Source organism: Cystobacter fuscus, from assembly GCF_002305875.1.
Classification (GTDB): domain Bacteria; phylum Myxococcota; class Myxococcia; order Myxococcales; family Myxococcaceae; genus Cystobacter; species Cystobacter fuscus_A.
The window spans coordinates 1,201,189-1,216,960 of the sequence record NZ_CP022098.1 but is presented as its reverse complement, the minus strand read 5'-3'; the positions used below and the strand labels follow the sequence as shown (position 1 = coordinate 1,216,960).

Below are 15,772 nucleotides of genomic sequence, written 5' to 3'. Positions count from 1 at the left end.
CGGCCCTCCTCGGCTCCTGTGCGCCAGCCCTCACCCTCAACATCGCCTCTCTCCCGCCTATACGCAATCCCCTCCTCATGCGCACGTGCCACGAGGACTACGTGCTCGCCCGGGGAACGGACCGGGAGATGCAGATTCCGAAGGGCACGCTCGTCATCGCCTCGACACTCTCGGCGATGTTCGACCCTGAGGTGATGCAGGAGCCGGACGAGTACCGGGTGGACCGGCCAGCCCAGGGCTACATGCACTTCGGCCGGGGATTGCATACCTGCTACGGAGAACGCATCAACCACCTCGTCCTGCCCGAGGTGCTCGGGAGCCTGCTATGCCTGCGCAACCTGCGGCGCGCGCCCGGAGGCGAGGGACGGATGAAGTTCGAGGGCCCCTTCCCGAACCGGCTGGTGGTGCAATTCGACGCGGCTTGAGCCGGACCGCCGCGATTCATCACTCCGCTGCCAAAAAACGGCACCCAGCCCGAGGCCTCCGAACGCGGGAGTCAGTGCCTCCAGGGGATTGTCCGTAACCGAACAATTGGTGTTACCCTTGCAACCGGCTATCGCCCCCGCAGTCATCGGGGCGTGGGCCGGTGTGTTCGGACATTTCCCTGAAAACGAGGAGTATTGATGATGCGTGGCTTGAAGTCCCTGGTGTTCGTGGCGGGCCTGGCGTTCGCGGTGGGCTGTGGTGGAACCGAGCTGGAACCTGAGCTTGATAGCTCCGAGCTGGGCAAGAAGGAGTCCGCTCTGGGTACCTGCCCTGGTTACACGTCTGCTTGCGGCACTGGCATTTGTTGCCAGTACGAGGGGTGGAACGGCTGGTACTGCGCAACTCCGGATGCGCCGTGCGGTGATACCTGGTGCCACCCCAAATCGAAGTGCTTCACGGTCGGCGGGAACTCCTTCTGCGAAGTCGCTATTGATTGCCAGCCCGCGACGTGATCGCAGGCAATCGTGACAAGCCGCGCTCGCATGGCGGCGCTCCGTCACGGTAGCCAGGGCCAGGAGTTGACGCTCCTGGCCCATCTCCGTTTCCCAGGGCCGTCATGAATGCCGGCCCGCATGCTCCGGAGGCCTCCGCCGGAACTCCTCGCGCAGGAACGCGAGGTACCCCGCGGCCTCCGGCGTGCCCTCGGCGGGAGCCCAGGCCGCGAAAGCCTTGTCATTGGCCGGGGCATACGGCCCGTTCTCCACCTCGAAGATGACGGTGTCCGGAGCCAGGGCGACCAGCCCATGGAAGATGCCCGGCGCCAGATCCACCCCGAAATTCTCGCCCCCCGCCTCCAATGACAGACAGTCGCGCACGAGCCCGTCCTCCTCGAAGGTGAAGAACGCCAGCGCACCGCGCAGCAACACCCACGCCTCCGCCTTCGGCGGCTCCAGGTGCCAGTGCGGCCGCACGTAGCTGTCCGGCTGGATGACATTGAGCATCCGGTGCAGCAGGTCCGCGTCGCTCTTGTGGAAGGGCTGGATGATGCGCCGGCGGGGACTCGTCCGGGAGGCCACCACCACCTCCTCCACCAGGGAGCGCGAGAGGACCACCAGCTCCCCCTCGGGAGCGTCCAGGGCACGTCGGTAGGAAGAGCTCATGGCCCCGAGCGGAGCACAGGCGCGCTCCGCCGGCCAGCCCCGGACGCGGCCCTCCCTCACGGGTGCTGCGGGTGGGCCTCCTCCGAGGGCCCCAGGCGAAGCAGACTCGCCTGCGCCCGCTTCTCATAAAGGACAACGCTGGGTAGGGATGGGGTGGCCTCCGAGGTCCTCACCCCTGACCTTCAGACAGACTCACATGCTAAATACTCACAACGGATTTTCTCTCGGACGAGTGGCGATCGCCATGACCGCGCTCGTCCTCTTGCTTGTTCCTGGAGCTGATGTTTCTGCGGAGGCGCCACCATTCAGCCGTGGGTTGTGGATGCGAACGTGTCGTATGGATTCGCGGCCGCGCGCTTGAGTGGCAAGTCGGAGAGCGATTGGCCCTGTGCCTGTTATGCGTTGAAATTCACCAGCGGAGCCGCGAAGGGCAAAACGTTCGTGGCCCAAGTGGAAAACTGGTTGCGTGCGCAAGGATGGATGAGAGGTTGGCATTTTCTTTCAGGCGCCCCCGCTGAGCCTCAGCAGGTTCTATCGGGTTGGCTGTGTCGCTCATCCCCGGGCACCCGCTTGCGGTAAAGCCGTGAGTCGACCGCTACAGGTCCCGGCCCGGTCAACAGCAGGAACAGAGTGCCGAGCAGCATGGCCCAGTCTGTGCGGGCCTCGTGGGCCATCTTCCAGAAACCCTCTTGGAGAAAGATCGGGACTTTGGTGGTCGCAATCGCCACCAGCATGTCGATGATGAGCGGCACGGCGGCCAGGCGCGTGAGGAGCCCCAAGAGGATGAGGAGACCGCAGAGCATCTCCACAACCCCGACGAAGGGTCCCATCACCTGGGGGAAGGGGATTCCAATCTTCACGAAGCGCCCCACCCCCAGCGCGTCCGGGAAGAGAAATTTCTGGATACCCTCGGACAGAAAGATGGCCCCCACTGCCAGCCGGATCAGGAGGGCAGCGGGGGGAGCGCTCGTGAAGAAAAGGCGGTTGAGCCGTGTCATTGGGGCGTGAAGGAGGACAGCTCGTAGATTCCCAGGGCTTTCTCCAGCGTGGCGACTTCCTCCACCACCCCCTCGAAGCCGCCCACCCCGAACAACTCGTGTTCCTTTCGCTCGAAGTCCTCGCCCAGCGCGTCGTACTCGCGGGAAGAGACGACCTGCCGCAGCGCAGGGAACAAGACCGTATCCTCTCGTGCTGCGTGGGGGCGGTACATGCGAATGAAGAGTTGGAGGGTGCGGGTCAGCGACGCCACTGAATCAGGGCTGCTCAGGCTCTCAGGCGTCGCGAGGCGCAGCACTTCTGCCGTGAGTTGCCGCCCCTTCGCGTGCTGGTCGCGCAGGACACCTACCAGTTCCAGGAGCTTTCCTGCTCGTTCGAAGCGAGGGAAGAGGAACTGTTCTTCGAGCTTCTCGTGGTAGTCCTCAATGAAGCGGCGGATGATCTGTGCTCCACCCGCGAGGGTCCGCGGTGGCACCTTCTCACCACCAGCAAGCCGTCGGAGGCTCTCCTCGTAGATGAGCAGCACCCGGCGTAGGACGCCATGCTCGCGCATGAGATCCTCGGCGGGAGAAACCTCCTCTTCTTCCTTTTTTTCCCCCGATTCCTCCGGGGCGTGCGTGCTCCCGGTGGATGTGGTCGCGCATCCAGCCAGCATCCAGCCAGCGCCGGCGCTTGCCGCTGTCACCAGCAGGAACCGTCGCGAACTCTCTTTCTCGGCCATGATGTGCCTCCTCCTTCAATCGTCTTCCAGCAACCCCCCGAACAACTCGCGGACCTTCTCCTTCGCCGCAGCCAGCGGAATCCAAAGCGATCGGAAGTAAAGCGCCTCGACTCAGCCCCCCTCACCGCGATGTCGGCGGAGTGGTGAGCGCGAACGCGGCGCCCTGCGGATCCATGAGCTGCACGATGCGCTGGCCACCGGGAACCTCCATCGGGCCGTTGAGCACCCGCGCCCCCTTCGCCGTCGCGCGGGCAACCGCGGCGTCCAGGTCCTCGACCGTGACGTAGTACATCCACGACGGCGGCACGTCGCGACCGTCGGGCGTCTTCATCCCCTTCGGCAGGGTCAGCATGCCGCCGAGCTGCTTGCCGTTGCGACCCCACAGCAGGTACTTGCCCATCGCGCCCATGTCGAACTCGCCGAGGCGCTCCCAGCCAACGATGCGCTCATAGAAGGTGAACGCGGCTTCGTGGTCGGTCGTGTACAGCTCGTGCCACGAGAACTCGCCCTGCTTCGCGACGTCGTGCGACTGCACGTCAGCCGCGGGCGTGAAGACCGCGATGACCGCCCCCTGCGGGTCCGCAATCACCGCGATGCGTCCCACGGAGGGGACATCCTCTTTCACGTAGACCTGGCCGCCGAGGCGCTTCACCTCCGCGACGGTTTCGTCGACGTTCGCGACCTGCACGTTCGCCTGCCAGTAGGACGACGCGCCCAACTTCTTCGCGGGCTCGGGCAACGCGGTCACGCCGCCGAGTGGCCCCTGGCCGCCGACCCACATCCTGTAGTCCCCGTCCCCTCCGACTTCGAACGGCTGCGTCTTCCATCCCACGACCTCGACATAGAAGGCGAGCGCGCCCTGCGGGTCGGTCGAGAGGAGTTCGTACCAGACGAAGCGGCCAGTGTCGTTCTTGCTGCTCGGCTCGGTCATGGCCCGTGAACCTAGCGTACGGCACCAATGCCGAGAAGGGTGTCCGAGAAGGGTGTCAGACGACTCGTAGGAACGACTCGGAGAGCGGAAGGTGTCGGAACGAGTTCTTTGACACCTTCTCTGAGACACCTTCTCTGGAAGCCTCCTACGACGACTCGCCCACCACCGCGCGCCGGATGCCCTTCAGCTTGTCGGGGTTGCGCGTGACGTAGAGGGCGACGATCCGGCCGTCCTCGATGGCAAACGCCGTGGTCTGCAGCATTCCATCCGGATCCAGCGTGACGTACGCGGGCAGGCCGTCGATGGTGCCCTCGTGCACGAGCTGCGCCGAGCCCACGGCTGGAATGCGCCACACCCCTTCGAAGAAGCGCACCAGCTTCTCCCGGCCGTAGATGGGATTGAGGACCGCCTTCGCCTTGCCGCCGCCGTCGGCGTACAGGATGGCGTCCTGGGCCAGCAGTGCCTGGAGCGCCTGCGTGTCGCCGCTCCGGGACGCGGCATGGAACGCCGAGGCCAGCTCGTGGCCCCTCGCCTCCGTCACGGGGAAGCGGGGCCGGGCCTCCTGCACATGGTCCCGCGCCCGGCTGGCGAGCTGGCGGCACGCCGCGGGAGCGCGGTCGATGGCCTTCGCCACCTGCTCGAAGTCCATGCCGAACACGTCGTGCAGGAGGAACGCGGCGCGCTCCAGCGGGGACAGGCGCTCCAGGGCCATCATCAGGGTCAGCGTCAAGTCATCGCCCTCCACTGTCTCGATGATGGGCTCTGGAAGCCAGGTCCCCACGTACTCCTCGCGCCGGACGCGCGCGGACTTCAGGACGTCCAGGCACAGGCGCGTCACCGTGCGGACGAGCACGGCCTCGGCGTCCCGCACGACGTCGCGGTTCGTCTGGTGCCAACGGAGATACGCCTCCTGCACCACGTCCTCCGCCTCCGCGACGATGCCCAGCATCCGGTACGCGATGCGGAGCAGCCGGGGGCGGAGCGGGTCGAAGACGTCCGCGGGATTTGAATCAGGCGGCTTCACTGCGAGGGGTCACCGGGTGCACGGCCCGGAAGCCGAGGACGAGCCGGTTCGCGGTGTTGATGACGCCAATCATGAGGGTCAGCTTCACGATCTCCTCTTCGGTGAAGTGCGGCTTGAGCGCAGCGTAGTCCTCATCCGGGGCATGTGTCGTGGAGACGAGCGTCAGGGCCTCGGTCCAGCCCAGGGCCGCCCGCTCGCGGTCGGTGTACAGCGGCGACTCACGCCAGCCGTCCAGAAGGTAGATGCGCTCCTCGGTCTCCCCATGTGCGCGGGCGTCGCGGGTGTGCATGTGGATGCAGAAGGCGCAGCCATTGAGCTGGGACGAGCGGATCTTGACGAGCTCGCGGAGGCTCGGCTCCAGCCCCAGGGCCTCCACCTTCTGGCTGAAATCCACCATGAGATTGAGGGCGTCCGGCGCGACCGCGAAAGCATTCATCCGGGGCTTCATGTGTAGGTCCTCGTTCTGGGGGGCGAAGTGCCCTCCCCTGCCCAGGACGACGCAGCCGGTGCCGCGTGTGACATGGCCATTTTAAATGCGTAAAAGGACCCAGGAGGCACCCCCGGATGAAGACCGTGAACGATGTGGAGACGCTCGAACGCCTGTACGGGGTTCCCGGGAAGTCGTCCGTGCTCAAGGAGGTGGACCACCTCCACCCTGCATACCGGCCCTTCATCGAGCGATCGCCGTTCATGGTCCTCGCCACGTCCGGCCCTGGAGGGCTGGATGCCTCGCCGCGAGGAGACCCCGCCGGGTTCGTGGTCATCGAGGACACGCGCACGCTGCTGCTGCCCGACCGCCGAGGCAACAACCGCATGGACTCGCTGCGGAACATCCTGGCGGATCCGCGCGTCGCGCTGCTGTTCTTCGTCCCGGGCGTGAACGAAACCCTGCGTGTCAACGGCCGGGCGAGCATCGTCATCGAGCCGTCCATGCTGGAGCGCTTCACCTTCGATGGGAAGGCGCCGCGCTCCGTGCTGCGCATCACCGTGGAGACGGTCTACTTCCAATGCAGCCGCGCGTTGGTCCGCTCCAGGCTTTGGGACCCGGCCCGGCACGTCACCCGCACCGAGTTCCCAAGCCCCGGCTCCATCCTCGAGGCGCTGAGCCCGGATGACTTCGACGGCGGCGAGTACGACCGCGAGTTGCCCGGCCGGGTGAAGGCGACGCTGTACTGAGCATCAAGCGCCCGCGTCGAACACCGTGGCCTCGCGCACGCGAACGCGAAGCGTCTGCCCTGCGCGCACTCCTTCCAATGCAGGCCCGATGACGCGCAGGAACGCGTCCCCCACTGGGAAGCGGTACTCCGCGGTGTGTCCCAGGAACAGGCGCGCGGAGAGCACCAGCGGCGTCCCGGTCTCCCCCAGCGCCAGGTCCTCGGGGCGCACGACGAGCGTTCCCAGTCCGGATTTCGCCTGCACGGGCGGGTCGAAAGCGGTCTCATAGCGCAGCGCGGATGAAGTGAGCCGAGAAGGGTGTCAGACGACTCGTAGGAACGACTCGGAGAGCGAGAGGTGTCGGAACGAGTTCTTTGACACCTTCTCTGACACCTTCTCTGCGGCTTCCTCCCCCATCCTCAACAGCGCCCCCATCCCGCCTATACGCCGAGGGGGCTAATTCTCTTGCATGAACTCGCGAATGTACTGCGTGAGGAGCTCCGGCTTCTCCAGGGTGACCGAGTGGTCCGCATCGGGGATGCGCCGGAAGGTGAGGTTGTGCACGTACTCCTCCAACCCCTCCTGGCCAGACGGCAAGAGATAGGGGTCCATCTCACCGTGGACGAAGAGCACGGGCAGGCACACCTGAAGCTGCCGCGGCTCCAGCCCGTCCACCAGGTTGCTGCCACCCTGGCCGCCCTGGCCAGCAGGAGGACCCATCTCCGCCGCCCGGTAGTAGTTGAGCCCGCCGGTGATGGCGCCCGGCTGCTTCCAGGCAGCGATCATCTCGGCCTCGTCCTCGGCGGAGATCTGGGCGCCCATCTGCCGGGCGGCTTCGATCATCGCCTGCCGCCCGAAGGCGTAGTCATCGGCCATGATGAACTGCTCGGCCTCGGGCGAGCGGAAGAGCAGCATGTACTGGCTGGCCTGCTGCTGAGCGGCGTTCTCGCGCAGGTCCCGGTTGAGGAGAGCGGGGTGCGTGATGTTGATGGTGACGAACCGGCGCACGTACTCGGGGTGGCGCAGCACGAAGCTCCAGCCCACCAGCGCGCCCCAATCCTGCGAGACCAGGGTGAACTTCTTGATCTTCAGGTGGTCCGCCAGCGCGCGGATGTCCGCCACCAGGTGCTCGATGTGGTACTGCTCGACGCCGGCCGGCTTCGAGCTCAGGTTGTAGCCACGCATGTCCGGGGCGATGACCCAGTGGTCCTTGCCCAGCGCCTCAAGCGGCTTCTTCCAGACGCCCCAGTACTCGGGGAAGCCATGGAGGAAGATGATGGGTTCACCGGCTCCGTGCGTCACGTAGTGCATGCCGATGCCGTTGATGTGTGCGTACTGGTGTTCCATGGGCAGCCTCGCCCGGGCCTGTTCTGGAACGTGGGAGCGGCCAGCTTCAGGCCCTTGCTCCCACACCGCCTTCTCCCGCAAAGCCTCCGCGAACGCGGGCGTGGCACACACGAGCCATACGGCAACCAGGCCAGAACTTTTCAAACTCATGAATGTCTCCTTGGGGGGAAACACTGCGGGGAACTGCAGCCCGACGGTGACTGGAGTGGCCACCGCGCTCGAGTCAGACATCAAGCAGAGTACATGCCAGCCCTCAAGTCAGTGAAGGAGCGGTGAAGCCTGATTGCCAATAGCAGAGGTATACCGAAGGTACGTGCACAAGATACGAAAGGCGCTCGGCCCGCTCTGTGACCGGGCTCTCATGGATCATGTGAACCTGATCACAGGGCATTCAGGCCAAGAGCGCGTTTTGAAAATGGAACAGAAGAGTCAGGTGACACGACCCAATTTCATGGCTTGGTTCATAAATGAACCTTGGAAGTCAGGGGGATGACATCTCAGGAGATCCGCCAGCTTCGTGGTTACGGGGGCCAGGAACTTGAGCTTCGCGGCCGTGTACGTGGAGTCATAGGGTGGCCGCCGCGCCCGCCGGTGAGACGCCATTGCCTGGAGCGCTGCCCGGCCCGGAGCTGCTGGCGCAGCTACTGGTGGACTTGTCGACGCCCCGTCCATCACACGGCCACCGTGCCACGCTTCTTGATGGCCCACACCATGGGCTGGATCCGAGGCTCACGGCGGGACTGAACGCGCCGGATCATGGGACTCCGCGTGCTGCTGGCCGGGCAGGTCGCGCGACAGGTGAGGAGCTCCGCGCGGTCGAGCGGCCCGGAGGAAGCCTCTGGCCAAAGAGCGTCCGCCATGGCTGACCGGAACACCCGCCCATGGTTGACGCATCGAACCGCCCAGAGCGTCGCGGGACAGTGGTAGACTGAAGGAATTTCATCAAGGTGATTCGTGAGTATCTCCCTCATGACCCTGTTCCTGATTGGGTGCCTCCTGCTCCTCGGCTTCGGCGTCGCGGCATTCGTCCATCCGAAATGGGGACGTTTCTTCTCTTTGCGCTGGACGACGCATCATCTCCGCCAGCATGGAATACCCGCTGAGGCCACCATCCTCCAGTTGGAGCGCACGTTGATGCAAATCAACAGGAGGCACGTCTACGACATCCTGCTGGACGTGAAGCTGCCGGGCCGCCCCGCGTACCAAGTGTGGCACAAGAGCCGGATGCTTGACTGGAATGCCTTCATCGTGGAGCCCGGCTTGCGCCTCAAAGTGAAGGTCGACCCGGAAGACCCTCAACGGCTCGTCGTCCTGGAGCCCGTCACGCCGCAGAGACCTCTGAGCATCCACGATCTCCATCCGGGCCCGGATCGCCCCTCGGACCCGGTCAAGGCGCTGAAGGACCTTCAGTCGATGATGGACAACGGGCTCATCACGCCGGACGAGTACGCGCGGAAGAAGGCGGAGATTCTCGCGCGCCTCTGAAGGTATGCAGAGCGAGAGGTGTCGGAACGAGTTCTTTGACACCTTCTCCGGGACACCTTCTCCGGGTGGGAGCTAGTTCATGGACGGAGCCTTCCACGCGAACGCCCCCAGGTCATACGGACCCGAGCCACGGGCCACGCCGTCGTAGTCGAAATCGACCACGCCCGACAGGTTCACACCCGCGCCCACGGCCGGAGAGGTGGCCTGGAGGTGGAAGTCCCCCGCCGCCGGATTCACGAAGCCCGCCGCGCTCAGGTTGGAGGTGAGCAGGTTCGGTCCCGTGAGCGACTTCACGCAGGCAGTCGTCCCCCCGTTGGCGGCGTAGGGAGTGGGCGCGCCCGCCACCAGGTTGTTGGCGAAGGTGAGCGTGCCCAGGCCACTGCAGAAGAAGTACAGCCCCTCGTGCGCCGGGTTCACCACCGTGTTGTTGTCGAAAACGAGGGTCGAGAGCGTGCTCGCCGCCTCCATGTTCGCGGCGGTGTTGCGCAGGAACATCGCGCCCCACCTGCCTCCGACGATCACGTTGTTGGTGATGACGGAGCCACCCGTTCCCTGGAAGACGATGCCCTGCGTGCGGTAGGGCTGGGCCGCCTCGATCCAGTTCGAGTCGATCAGCCCCTTGCTGCCTGGGTTCACCGTGATGCCGCCCGAGTGGCTCTCGATCTGGTTCAGCCCGTAGTTGCGGATCACGTTGTGCTGGACGGTCATGCCCCCAGTCGCCGCGCCGATCTGGATTCCGTCGTTGCCGATGTTCTCCACCCGGTTGTCGACCACCTCGAGGCCGATCACCTCGGCCTCCCACTGCCGGGAGGTGCCACAGTCATAGCCCGGGGTGTAGCCGTTGGCCGTCACCCAGCCGTAGTGGGAGGGGCCGATGTACATCCCCTCGTATTTCGTGTCGTGGACGTAGGTGTCGTGGATCTTCGTGTTGTACTGAGCCCACTTGCCGCGGCTCCAGGTTCCGTCACACTGCGGGTAGGTACGGAAGGCGATCCCCACTCCGCCGTTCCCATCGCCGCGCACCTCCACATGGCCGATCTCGACGTCGGAGACCCCTTCCCGGAGATCGATGTGGGCCTGGTTGCCGCCCGAGGTCCCCGCCACGAGCCCATAGGGATGGGCCGAGTTCCCCGCCCCCGTGATCTTCAGGTAGCGGCTGCCGCCACCGATGTAGACCGGACTGCCGGTGGTGGAGTTGAAGACGGCCTGCCCGCCGCAATTGGTGATCACCGCCGGCTGCGCCGCCGTTGCCACCACTCCATAGAGGCCGATCCCCGTATAGGTCCCCGGCTTGATGCAGAGAGTCTTTCCCACATAGCGGGAGGCGGGTTGGGACCGGCCATCGATCCAGATGTAACCGGAGCCGTTGCCGATGAACTCCGAGCAGCCTCCTGCCTGGATCGTACAAGCCAGGTCCGCTGCCACGACGAGATTCGTGGAGTCGACGGGCGCTTGCTCCCGCTCTGGGCCGCCACAAGCCAGGAGAGCAACGGTGAAGAGTGCTGCGACGGAGGGTGGGCGTGCATGATGAGCCATAGATGACTCATCATGCGGAATTTCCTGTTTTTCTCAACACTCACAGAGTGCCCAGATTTCACTCCTATCTGTTTTCCTGCCCCGATGTCTGTCGAAGTAGGACAACGTTTGGAGACCCGAGCCCCGCCGTGTCTACTGCGCGAGGACCGTCACCGTCCGGGTCCGGGTGGTCGTGTGGCCCGCGAGATCGGTGAGGCTGTAGGTGATGGGATAGGTGCCGGGGACGTGGCTGTTGACCGTGCCGGAGATCTGGATCCGGCTCCAGCCGGAGTCCCAGGGCGCATAGCCCCCATCACACGTGTCCTCGCCCCGGGCTCCCTGCTCCTGGTAGGGGGCGTGCAGGGGCAGGGTGAGTGCCTGCGGACCATTCAAATACAAATAGGGCGCGAGGGTGTCGACGACCGTCCACTCCGTGAAGCACGCCGTGGTGTTGCCGGAGAGATCCCTTGCCGAGACCGAGCCGATGAAGATTCCCGGAGAGCCGTAATACTGGGGCTGATTGCCGAGGTCCCACAGGCCGCAGTTGTCACTGAAATCGACGTCGTCCGTGTCGCTCAGGCCGCCGTAGGTGCATTCCAGCTGCACGTGCGCGGGGCAGGTCAGGATGGGCGGGGAGACATCGTTCGTGCACGAGTTCTCGGTGACGAGCCGGAAGTAGGTACGGTTCCGGTGCACGTCCCGAGCGTCATACTGGGTGTAGGCGACCAGGAATTGGGAAGGCGCCTGGGCGGCGATTCCCACCCAATCCAGTGACGAGTCCTCGTGGAAGCCGGAGAGCCAATCCTCCGCCTTGGGTTCGAGCGTCCCCAGCGGAGACACCCGCGTGGTCATCAACCTGCGGCGGCCATGAGCACCCGTGGTCTGCCAGAGCACCCGGTAGTCCTGTCCGTCGTAGGTCACATCGAAGGGAGCCTTGAACCAGGAGTCATTCGGCACGGGCAGATCGACCGGAGAGCCCACGGGGATGTCCGCCGGGTCGAGCAATGCGCCGTCCGAGGCGCGTACCCGCCGGGCCTTCAACGTGTTGCCCTCGCTCCAGAGCACGAGGAACTCTCCCTGCCGCGCGGCAACGCGGACCTTGCCCGCGACCGCCGGGGAGATGGACAGGGGAATGGGGTCGAGCACCTGCCCCGCGGCGTCGAGGCGTGCCGCATTCACTCCTCCGTCGTCATCGGCCCACACCACGAGGCTGCTGCCGCCATGGGAAGCGGTGTGGAGCGAGGACGCCCCGGAGGTGTCACCGATGGCGATGGCTCCCGACTCGATGTAGGTCCCGTTCGAGGGGCGGATCCGCACGCCCATGATCTGGCGCTTCACGTCCTCGGCCACGGGATCCCAGTAGTAGCCGGAGAAGGCCACCAGGTAGTTCGTCCCGTCGAAGGTCACGGAAGGCGTTTCGTGGGGCAGGCCGTAGGGATCCGGTGGGCTGATGACCAGGGGAGAGGGATCGACGACCACTCCATCCGAGGCCCGTACCCGCGCGCCCCTGAGACGTGGTCCGATGATGGGATCCATCCAGGTGACCAGGAAGTGGGTGCCGTCGAAGGCCACCGAGGGCAGGTACTCGACCGAGGGGCTCGCGCCGATGCGGAGGGGAGTGGCGTCCAGCTGCACACCGTCCGACGCCCGCACCCGGACCCCGAGGATGTCCGGCCAATCCCCATCCTCCACCCAGACGACGAGGTAGATGCCCTGACCCGCGGCTACCGTGACCTGGGTGTGATTGATCGCGGAGGAACTCGGGAGGGTATTCACGAGGGTTTCGGCCCAGGGCTGGATGAGAGAGCCAACACCAAGGGGCTTCTGGGTCTGGCTCGAGGAGACGGGCCCCCCGGGCATGGTGGCCTCCGTTGGACCACAGGCGGAAAGCAGGCCCAGGAGGGGAAGGCCGCGCATCAGCGCGCGCCAGGGAGCGTGGAGTCGAGAACCGCGGGGGCAGATCGGCATGGACATACCTCGTGACCGTCCGGCGGGGGGAGCGAGGACGGAAGCCATACCCTACACACTCTCCGTCATCCCCGCATATGCCGGAAGTCATGGATGATGGATCCGGGAGCGGGGCGTCAAGGCGAGAGCCCATCACATCTTGGGGGCGAGCCTCCGCATGGATCTCTTGCCCACCGCGACGTCCACCATCTTCCGCAAGCGCGTCCAGACACTCTCCTGCACATAGGGGATGCCGTACTTGTGGCACAGCGCGAGCACCTTCGGCTGCACCCGCTGGTACTGGAGCATCGACAGGTCCGGGAAGATGTGGTGCTCGATCTGATAGTTGAGCCACAGGTGGAGGAAGTCGTTCAGATCGCCCCCGGTGCGGTAGTTGGCGGTGCCGATCACCTGCTGGACGTAGCGCGCGCCCTTGCCCTCGGGTGCGGAGTCGAAGCGGTACAGGTCCTCGCCGGTGTGGTTGGGTCCCCCCACCATGAAGGTGTGCAGGTTGGAGAGGATCTCGGCCATGAGCGAGTTGCACAGGGCGCTGAAGGCGGCCCAGGTGCCCAGCGGCAGGAAGAGCGCGGGCAGCAGGACGAAGTTCCAGGCGATGTAGGGCGCGTAGCCGCGCAGCAACACCTCGCGCCACTCCTCGCGGGTGAGCGGGCCATCCGGGCGGCGCTTGCGCCGGAACGAGGCCAGTGTCGTTGGAGCGTAGTAACTGGCCCGCCAGGTGCTCGCGAGCAGCACGAGCCGGAGGTAGCGCAGCGCGAGAGGAAGTCCGGTGCCTCGCATGAAGCCCTCGGAGTTGCGCTCGTGCACGTCCGGGTCCGCGTCCTCGCCGGTGTGCGAGTGGTGGAGCACGTTGTGCTCGAACACCCAGGCTTCGGGGAGCATCCAGTCGAACCAGTCGAGGAAGCGGCGCTTGCCCTTGGCGAACTCCTTGCTCGTGCGCTCGACGGGGATGCCCGGGACGCGGTCATAGCAGCGGTGCCCCATATGGTGCATCAGCATCCAGCGCGAGGAGCGGCCAAGGCTCAACGCCGCGGCGCTCAGCGGGTTGGGAATCAGCCAGCACGTGGCCAGGCCAATCACCGTGGCCGTGCGGCCCCAGCGCTCGATGCGCCGCAGGTGTGAATGGTCCGCCTCACTGACGGAGGCGTCGATCTCGGCGCGCAGCGCGCGAATGTCTGCCAGCAATCCCTCCACGTCCACGGACGCGGGATCGAAGTCGGCGGTGGCGCGGGACACGCGGGAGGACCTCGGTAGCTCGGGCAGGCACGACGAGGAGAAAGTCGCGATGAGCGGGCCCGCGGGGAAGTACTGGGGAACACACGGTACCCCTGGGCCGGTGGTCCGAGGAACGGGTTCGCGCGGGGAACGTCTCCTGGGACACCGAATGGTTTGAAGATACCGGAGCAGTCACCGGCTCGAGCCCACCCGAACGATAGGCGGTGTCCAGGGCCTCTCAGGGAGTCCAGTTCGCCATCGCCTGGGTGACGTAGGGCGTCACCACCGCGGGCCGACCCTGGCGCAGACTCTCGAAGAAGGGGGTGAGCGCGCTCGGACCATTGTGCGCGAGCATCGTCGCCTGCGCGGCCTCGCGCGCGGAGAGCGGACGCCCCAACACCTGCGCGCCCTGCGCGGTCACCTGATCATAGTTGTCCTGGATGAGCAGTCGCGACATGGGGATGCCACCATTGTCCGTCATGGCATCGCGCAGCGACTGTCCATGCTCGCTCGAGAGCAGCGCTCGGGTGATGAAGCCCTCGCGGTTCTCCCCGTGGATGGCGGGCCGGCGAAGGTAGGCGGAGACATCCGACTCGCTCAGGTCGAGCGCCTGGATGTTCGCGGCCACGTCGGGGCGGTTCATGAGCGTATCGTAGGTCTCCCCGCTGTTGGCCTGCCGCGGCAGCTGCGCGCGCAGTTGCGCGGCCCGGAACATGTTCGCGATATCCGCGTCCCCGAGCCCCGTCCGGGTCCGGAAGTCCGCGCCCTGCTCGGAGCTGGTGTACTCGGCGATGCGGCGCTGCAGGCCCTCCTCGGTGTCCCCCCCGGCGGGGATCTGCGCCGAGATGGCCCTGTAGGCCTCGCGGGTGCTCTGGGCGATGTTCCCCAGGTCCTGGAGTTGCTGGGTGTCCAGACCATAGTGGCGTGCCGCATCGGGGTGCCGGGTGAGCACGTCCAGCGCGGTGCCTCCGATGAGCTGCCCCCGGCCGAACGAGGCGGGCGTCCCCGAGGCGTTGCGCAGCAGCGCCGGGCTCTCGCCGAGGACGGCATTCGCGCCGGTCTCCGCGGCCTCGACGGCCTCGACGATCTGCGCGACGGGACGCGGGAGCGTCGACACGGGCAGGCCGGCCGTGTCGTCCGCGGCCCCGGGGTTGATGGTGCTCTGGGTGCCGTACGTGGGGTCCGCCAGGGCTCGCGCCGTGATGCCCCGAGGAGAGATCTTCCCATCGCTCTGCCCCGCCACCTCGCGCTGGAAGCGGCGCAAGGCGTCCATCGTTTGCGGCATGGCCTGCTCGGAGATGGGGTCCGTGCCCGAGGCATCGACCTGCTCGGCGGCGTGATCCGCCTCGCTCAGGTAGCCGAGTTGCTGCAACCGATCCTGCACCTGGCGCACGTCGCCGGGCTGGTTGGAGCCCCGGGCGCCCACCGAGGCCGTCAGGTTCAGGGTGACCGGGGAGGGCAAGGTCCGGGTCTCGGCGGCGGGGGTCGCGACCTCCACGGGGGCCGTGGCCTGAGCCCGGACCGGCGCGTCGAAGCCGTCCCGTCCCCGGAGCGCCTCGAGGGCGGGCCTGGTCTGGGTCGCGTCCTCGGCGGGGCGCTGGGGAGTGATGCGCCCGGTCCGGGCCAGTGGAGGGGACTCCCGGAACACCGTCTCCGGGAGGCGCGAGAGCGTGGACGGGTGCCGCGACTCGGTTCGCGTGCGCATGGGTGGGCTCCTGGCGCGTCACCGGATTCCCGGTCGCGCCCATCTAAGGGAAGGGAGGTTCACGAACACGGCACGTGAACCGTTCGACGATGCAAGGGTTGTCGGCCCACCCCCCCACCGAGTTGTT

Annotated in this window: 17 protein-coding genes; 5 read left to right on the top strand and 12 right to left on the bottom strand. The window is 66.2% G+C overall.

Annotation, left to right across the window (positions count from 1 at the left end; all coding sequences use genetic code 11):
• Window positions 1–77 precede the first annotated feature (77 nt).
• Both CYFUS_RS50315 and CYFUS_RS05080 read left to right on the top strand, forming a co-directional pair.
• On the top strand, window positions 78–425 hold the full coding sequence (locus CYFUS_RS50315; protein WP_157758246.1) for a cytochrome P450: 348 nt from the start codon (window positions 78–80) through the stop codon (window positions 423–425).
• Between the two features lie 198 nt (window positions 426–623).
• Window positions 624–938, top strand: coding sequence for a hypothetical protein (locus CYFUS_RS05080; RefSeq protein ID WP_095984202.1), 315 nt, complete (start codon window positions 624–626; stop codon window positions 936–938).
• A 102-nt stretch (window positions 939–1,040) separates the two neighbouring features.
• Here the strand turns inward: CYFUS_RS05080 and CYFUS_RS05075 are convergent, their stop codons facing one another.
• Window positions 1,041–1,586 carry a WbuC family cupin fold metalloprotein gene (locus CYFUS_RS05075; protein ID WP_095991810.1) on the bottom strand — a complete coding sequence of 182 codons (546 nt, stop codon included), beginning with the start codon at window positions 1,584–1,586 and terminating at the stop codon, window positions 1,041–1,043.
• 303 nt (window positions 1,587–1,889) lie between these two features.
• Here CYFUS_RS05075 and CYFUS_RS54460 point away from each other — a divergent pair, with 303 nt between their 5' ends.
• Window positions 1,890–2,165 carry a hypothetical protein gene (locus tag CYFUS_RS54460; RefSeq protein WP_420042702.1) on the top strand — a complete coding sequence of 92 codons (276 nt, stop codon included), beginning with the start codon at window positions 1,890–1,892 and terminating at the stop codon, window positions 2,163–2,165.
• On the opposite strand, the gene CYFUS_RS05070 is transcribed toward CYFUS_RS54460, so the two are convergent.
• From CYFUS_RS05070 to CYFUS_RS05050, 5 genes are all read right to left on the bottom strand, one after another.
• Complete coding sequence (locus tag CYFUS_RS05070) at window positions 2,108–2,584, bottom strand: DoxX family protein (RefSeq protein WP_095984201.1); 477 nt, start codon at window positions 2,582–2,584, stop codon at window positions 2,108–2,110. The genes CYFUS_RS54460 and CYFUS_RS05070 overlap by 58 nt on opposite strands.
• Window positions 2,581–3,303 carry a hemerythrin domain-containing protein gene (locus CYFUS_RS05065; RefSeq protein WP_095984200.1) on the bottom strand — a complete coding sequence of 241 codons (723 nt, stop codon included), beginning with the start codon at window positions 3,301–3,303 and terminating at the stop codon, window positions 2,581–2,583. Before CYFUS_RS05065 ends, CYFUS_RS05070 begins: the two co-directional genes overlap by 4 nt.
• 121 nt (window positions 3,304–3,424) lie before the next feature.
• The gene (locus CYFUS_RS05060; RefSeq protein ID WP_095984199.1) at window positions 3,425–4,234 is read right to left on the bottom strand and encodes a VOC family protein; all 810 of its coding nucleotides are present in this window, start codon (window positions 4,232–4,234) and stop codon (window positions 3,425–3,427) included.
• Between the two features lie 145 nt (window positions 4,235–4,379).
• The gene (locus CYFUS_RS05055) at window positions 4,380–5,258 is read right to left on the bottom strand and encodes a sigma-70 family RNA polymerase sigma factor (protein WP_095984198.1); all 879 of its coding nucleotides are present in this window, start codon (window positions 5,256–5,258) and stop codon (window positions 4,380–4,382) included.
• Window positions 5,245–5,706 carry a carboxymuconolactone decarboxylase family protein gene (locus CYFUS_RS05050; RefSeq protein WP_095984197.1) on the bottom strand — a complete coding sequence of 154 codons (462 nt, stop codon included), beginning with the start codon at window positions 5,704–5,706 and terminating at the stop codon, window positions 5,245–5,247. Before CYFUS_RS05050 ends, CYFUS_RS05055 begins: the two co-directional genes overlap by 14 nt.
• A 116-nt stretch (window positions 5,707–5,822) precedes the next feature.
• Between CYFUS_RS05050 and CYFUS_RS05045 the strand changes: the two genes are divergently transcribed.
• Window positions 5,823–6,434 (top strand): pyridoxamine 5'-phosphate oxidase family protein, encoded by a 612-nt coding sequence (locus CYFUS_RS05045; protein WP_095984196.1) that lies wholly within the window; start codon window positions 5,823–5,825, stop codon window positions 6,432–6,434.
• Between the two features lie 3 nt (window positions 6,435–6,437).
• Here CYFUS_RS05045 and CYFUS_RS05040 read toward each other — a convergent pair whose 3' ends face one another.
• A complete protein-coding gene (locus tag CYFUS_RS05040; protein ID WP_198316460.1) occupies window positions 6,438–6,677 on the bottom strand; it encodes a hypothetical protein in 240 nt (79 codons plus the stop codon).
• 192 nt (window positions 6,678–6,869) lie between these two features.
• On the bottom strand, window positions 6,870–7,760 hold the full coding sequence (locus CYFUS_RS05035) for an alpha/beta fold hydrolase (protein WP_095984195.1): 891 nt from the start codon (window positions 7,758–7,760) through the stop codon (window positions 6,870–6,872).
• 969 nt (window positions 7,761–8,729) lie between these two features.
• Between CYFUS_RS05035 and CYFUS_RS05030 the strand changes: the two genes are divergently transcribed.
• On the top strand, window positions 8,730–9,245 hold the full coding sequence (locus tag CYFUS_RS05030; RefSeq protein WP_095984194.1) for an SHOCT domain-containing protein: 516 nt from the start codon (window positions 8,730–8,732) through the stop codon (window positions 9,243–9,245).
• Between the two features lie 72 nt (window positions 9,246–9,317).
• Here CYFUS_RS05030 and CYFUS_RS05025 read toward each other — a convergent pair whose 3' ends face one another.
• The 4 genes from CYFUS_RS05025 to CYFUS_RS05010 all read right to left on the bottom strand — a co-directional run bounded on the left by CYFUS_RS05025 (window position 9,318) and on the right by CYFUS_RS05010 (window position 15,645).
• Window positions 9,318–10,670, bottom strand: a complete 1,353-nt coding sequence (locus tag CYFUS_RS05025; protein ID WP_157758244.1) for a right-handed parallel beta-helix repeat-containing protein — start codon at window positions 10,668–10,670, stop codon at window positions 9,318–9,320.
• A gap of 243 nt (window positions 10,671–10,913) precedes the next feature.
• The gene (locus CYFUS_RS05020) at window positions 10,914–12,536 is read right to left on the bottom strand and encodes an immunoglobulin-like domain-containing protein (RefSeq protein ID WP_157758243.1); all 1,623 of its coding nucleotides are present in this window, start codon (window positions 12,534–12,536) and stop codon (window positions 10,914–10,916) included.
• Window positions 12,537–12,860: 324 nt separating this feature from the next.
• Window positions 12,861–13,961, bottom strand: coding sequence for a fatty acid desaturase family protein (locus CYFUS_RS05015; RefSeq protein WP_095984191.1), 1,101 nt, complete (start codon window positions 13,959–13,961; stop codon window positions 12,861–12,863).
• Window positions 13,962–14,178: 217 nt separating this feature from the next.
• Entirely contained in the window at window positions 14,179–15,645 is a 1,467-nt protein-coding gene (locus tag CYFUS_RS05010) for a peptidoglycan-binding domain-containing protein (RefSeq protein WP_095984190.1), read from the bottom strand.
• Window positions 15,646–15,772: the final 127 nt, after the last annotated feature.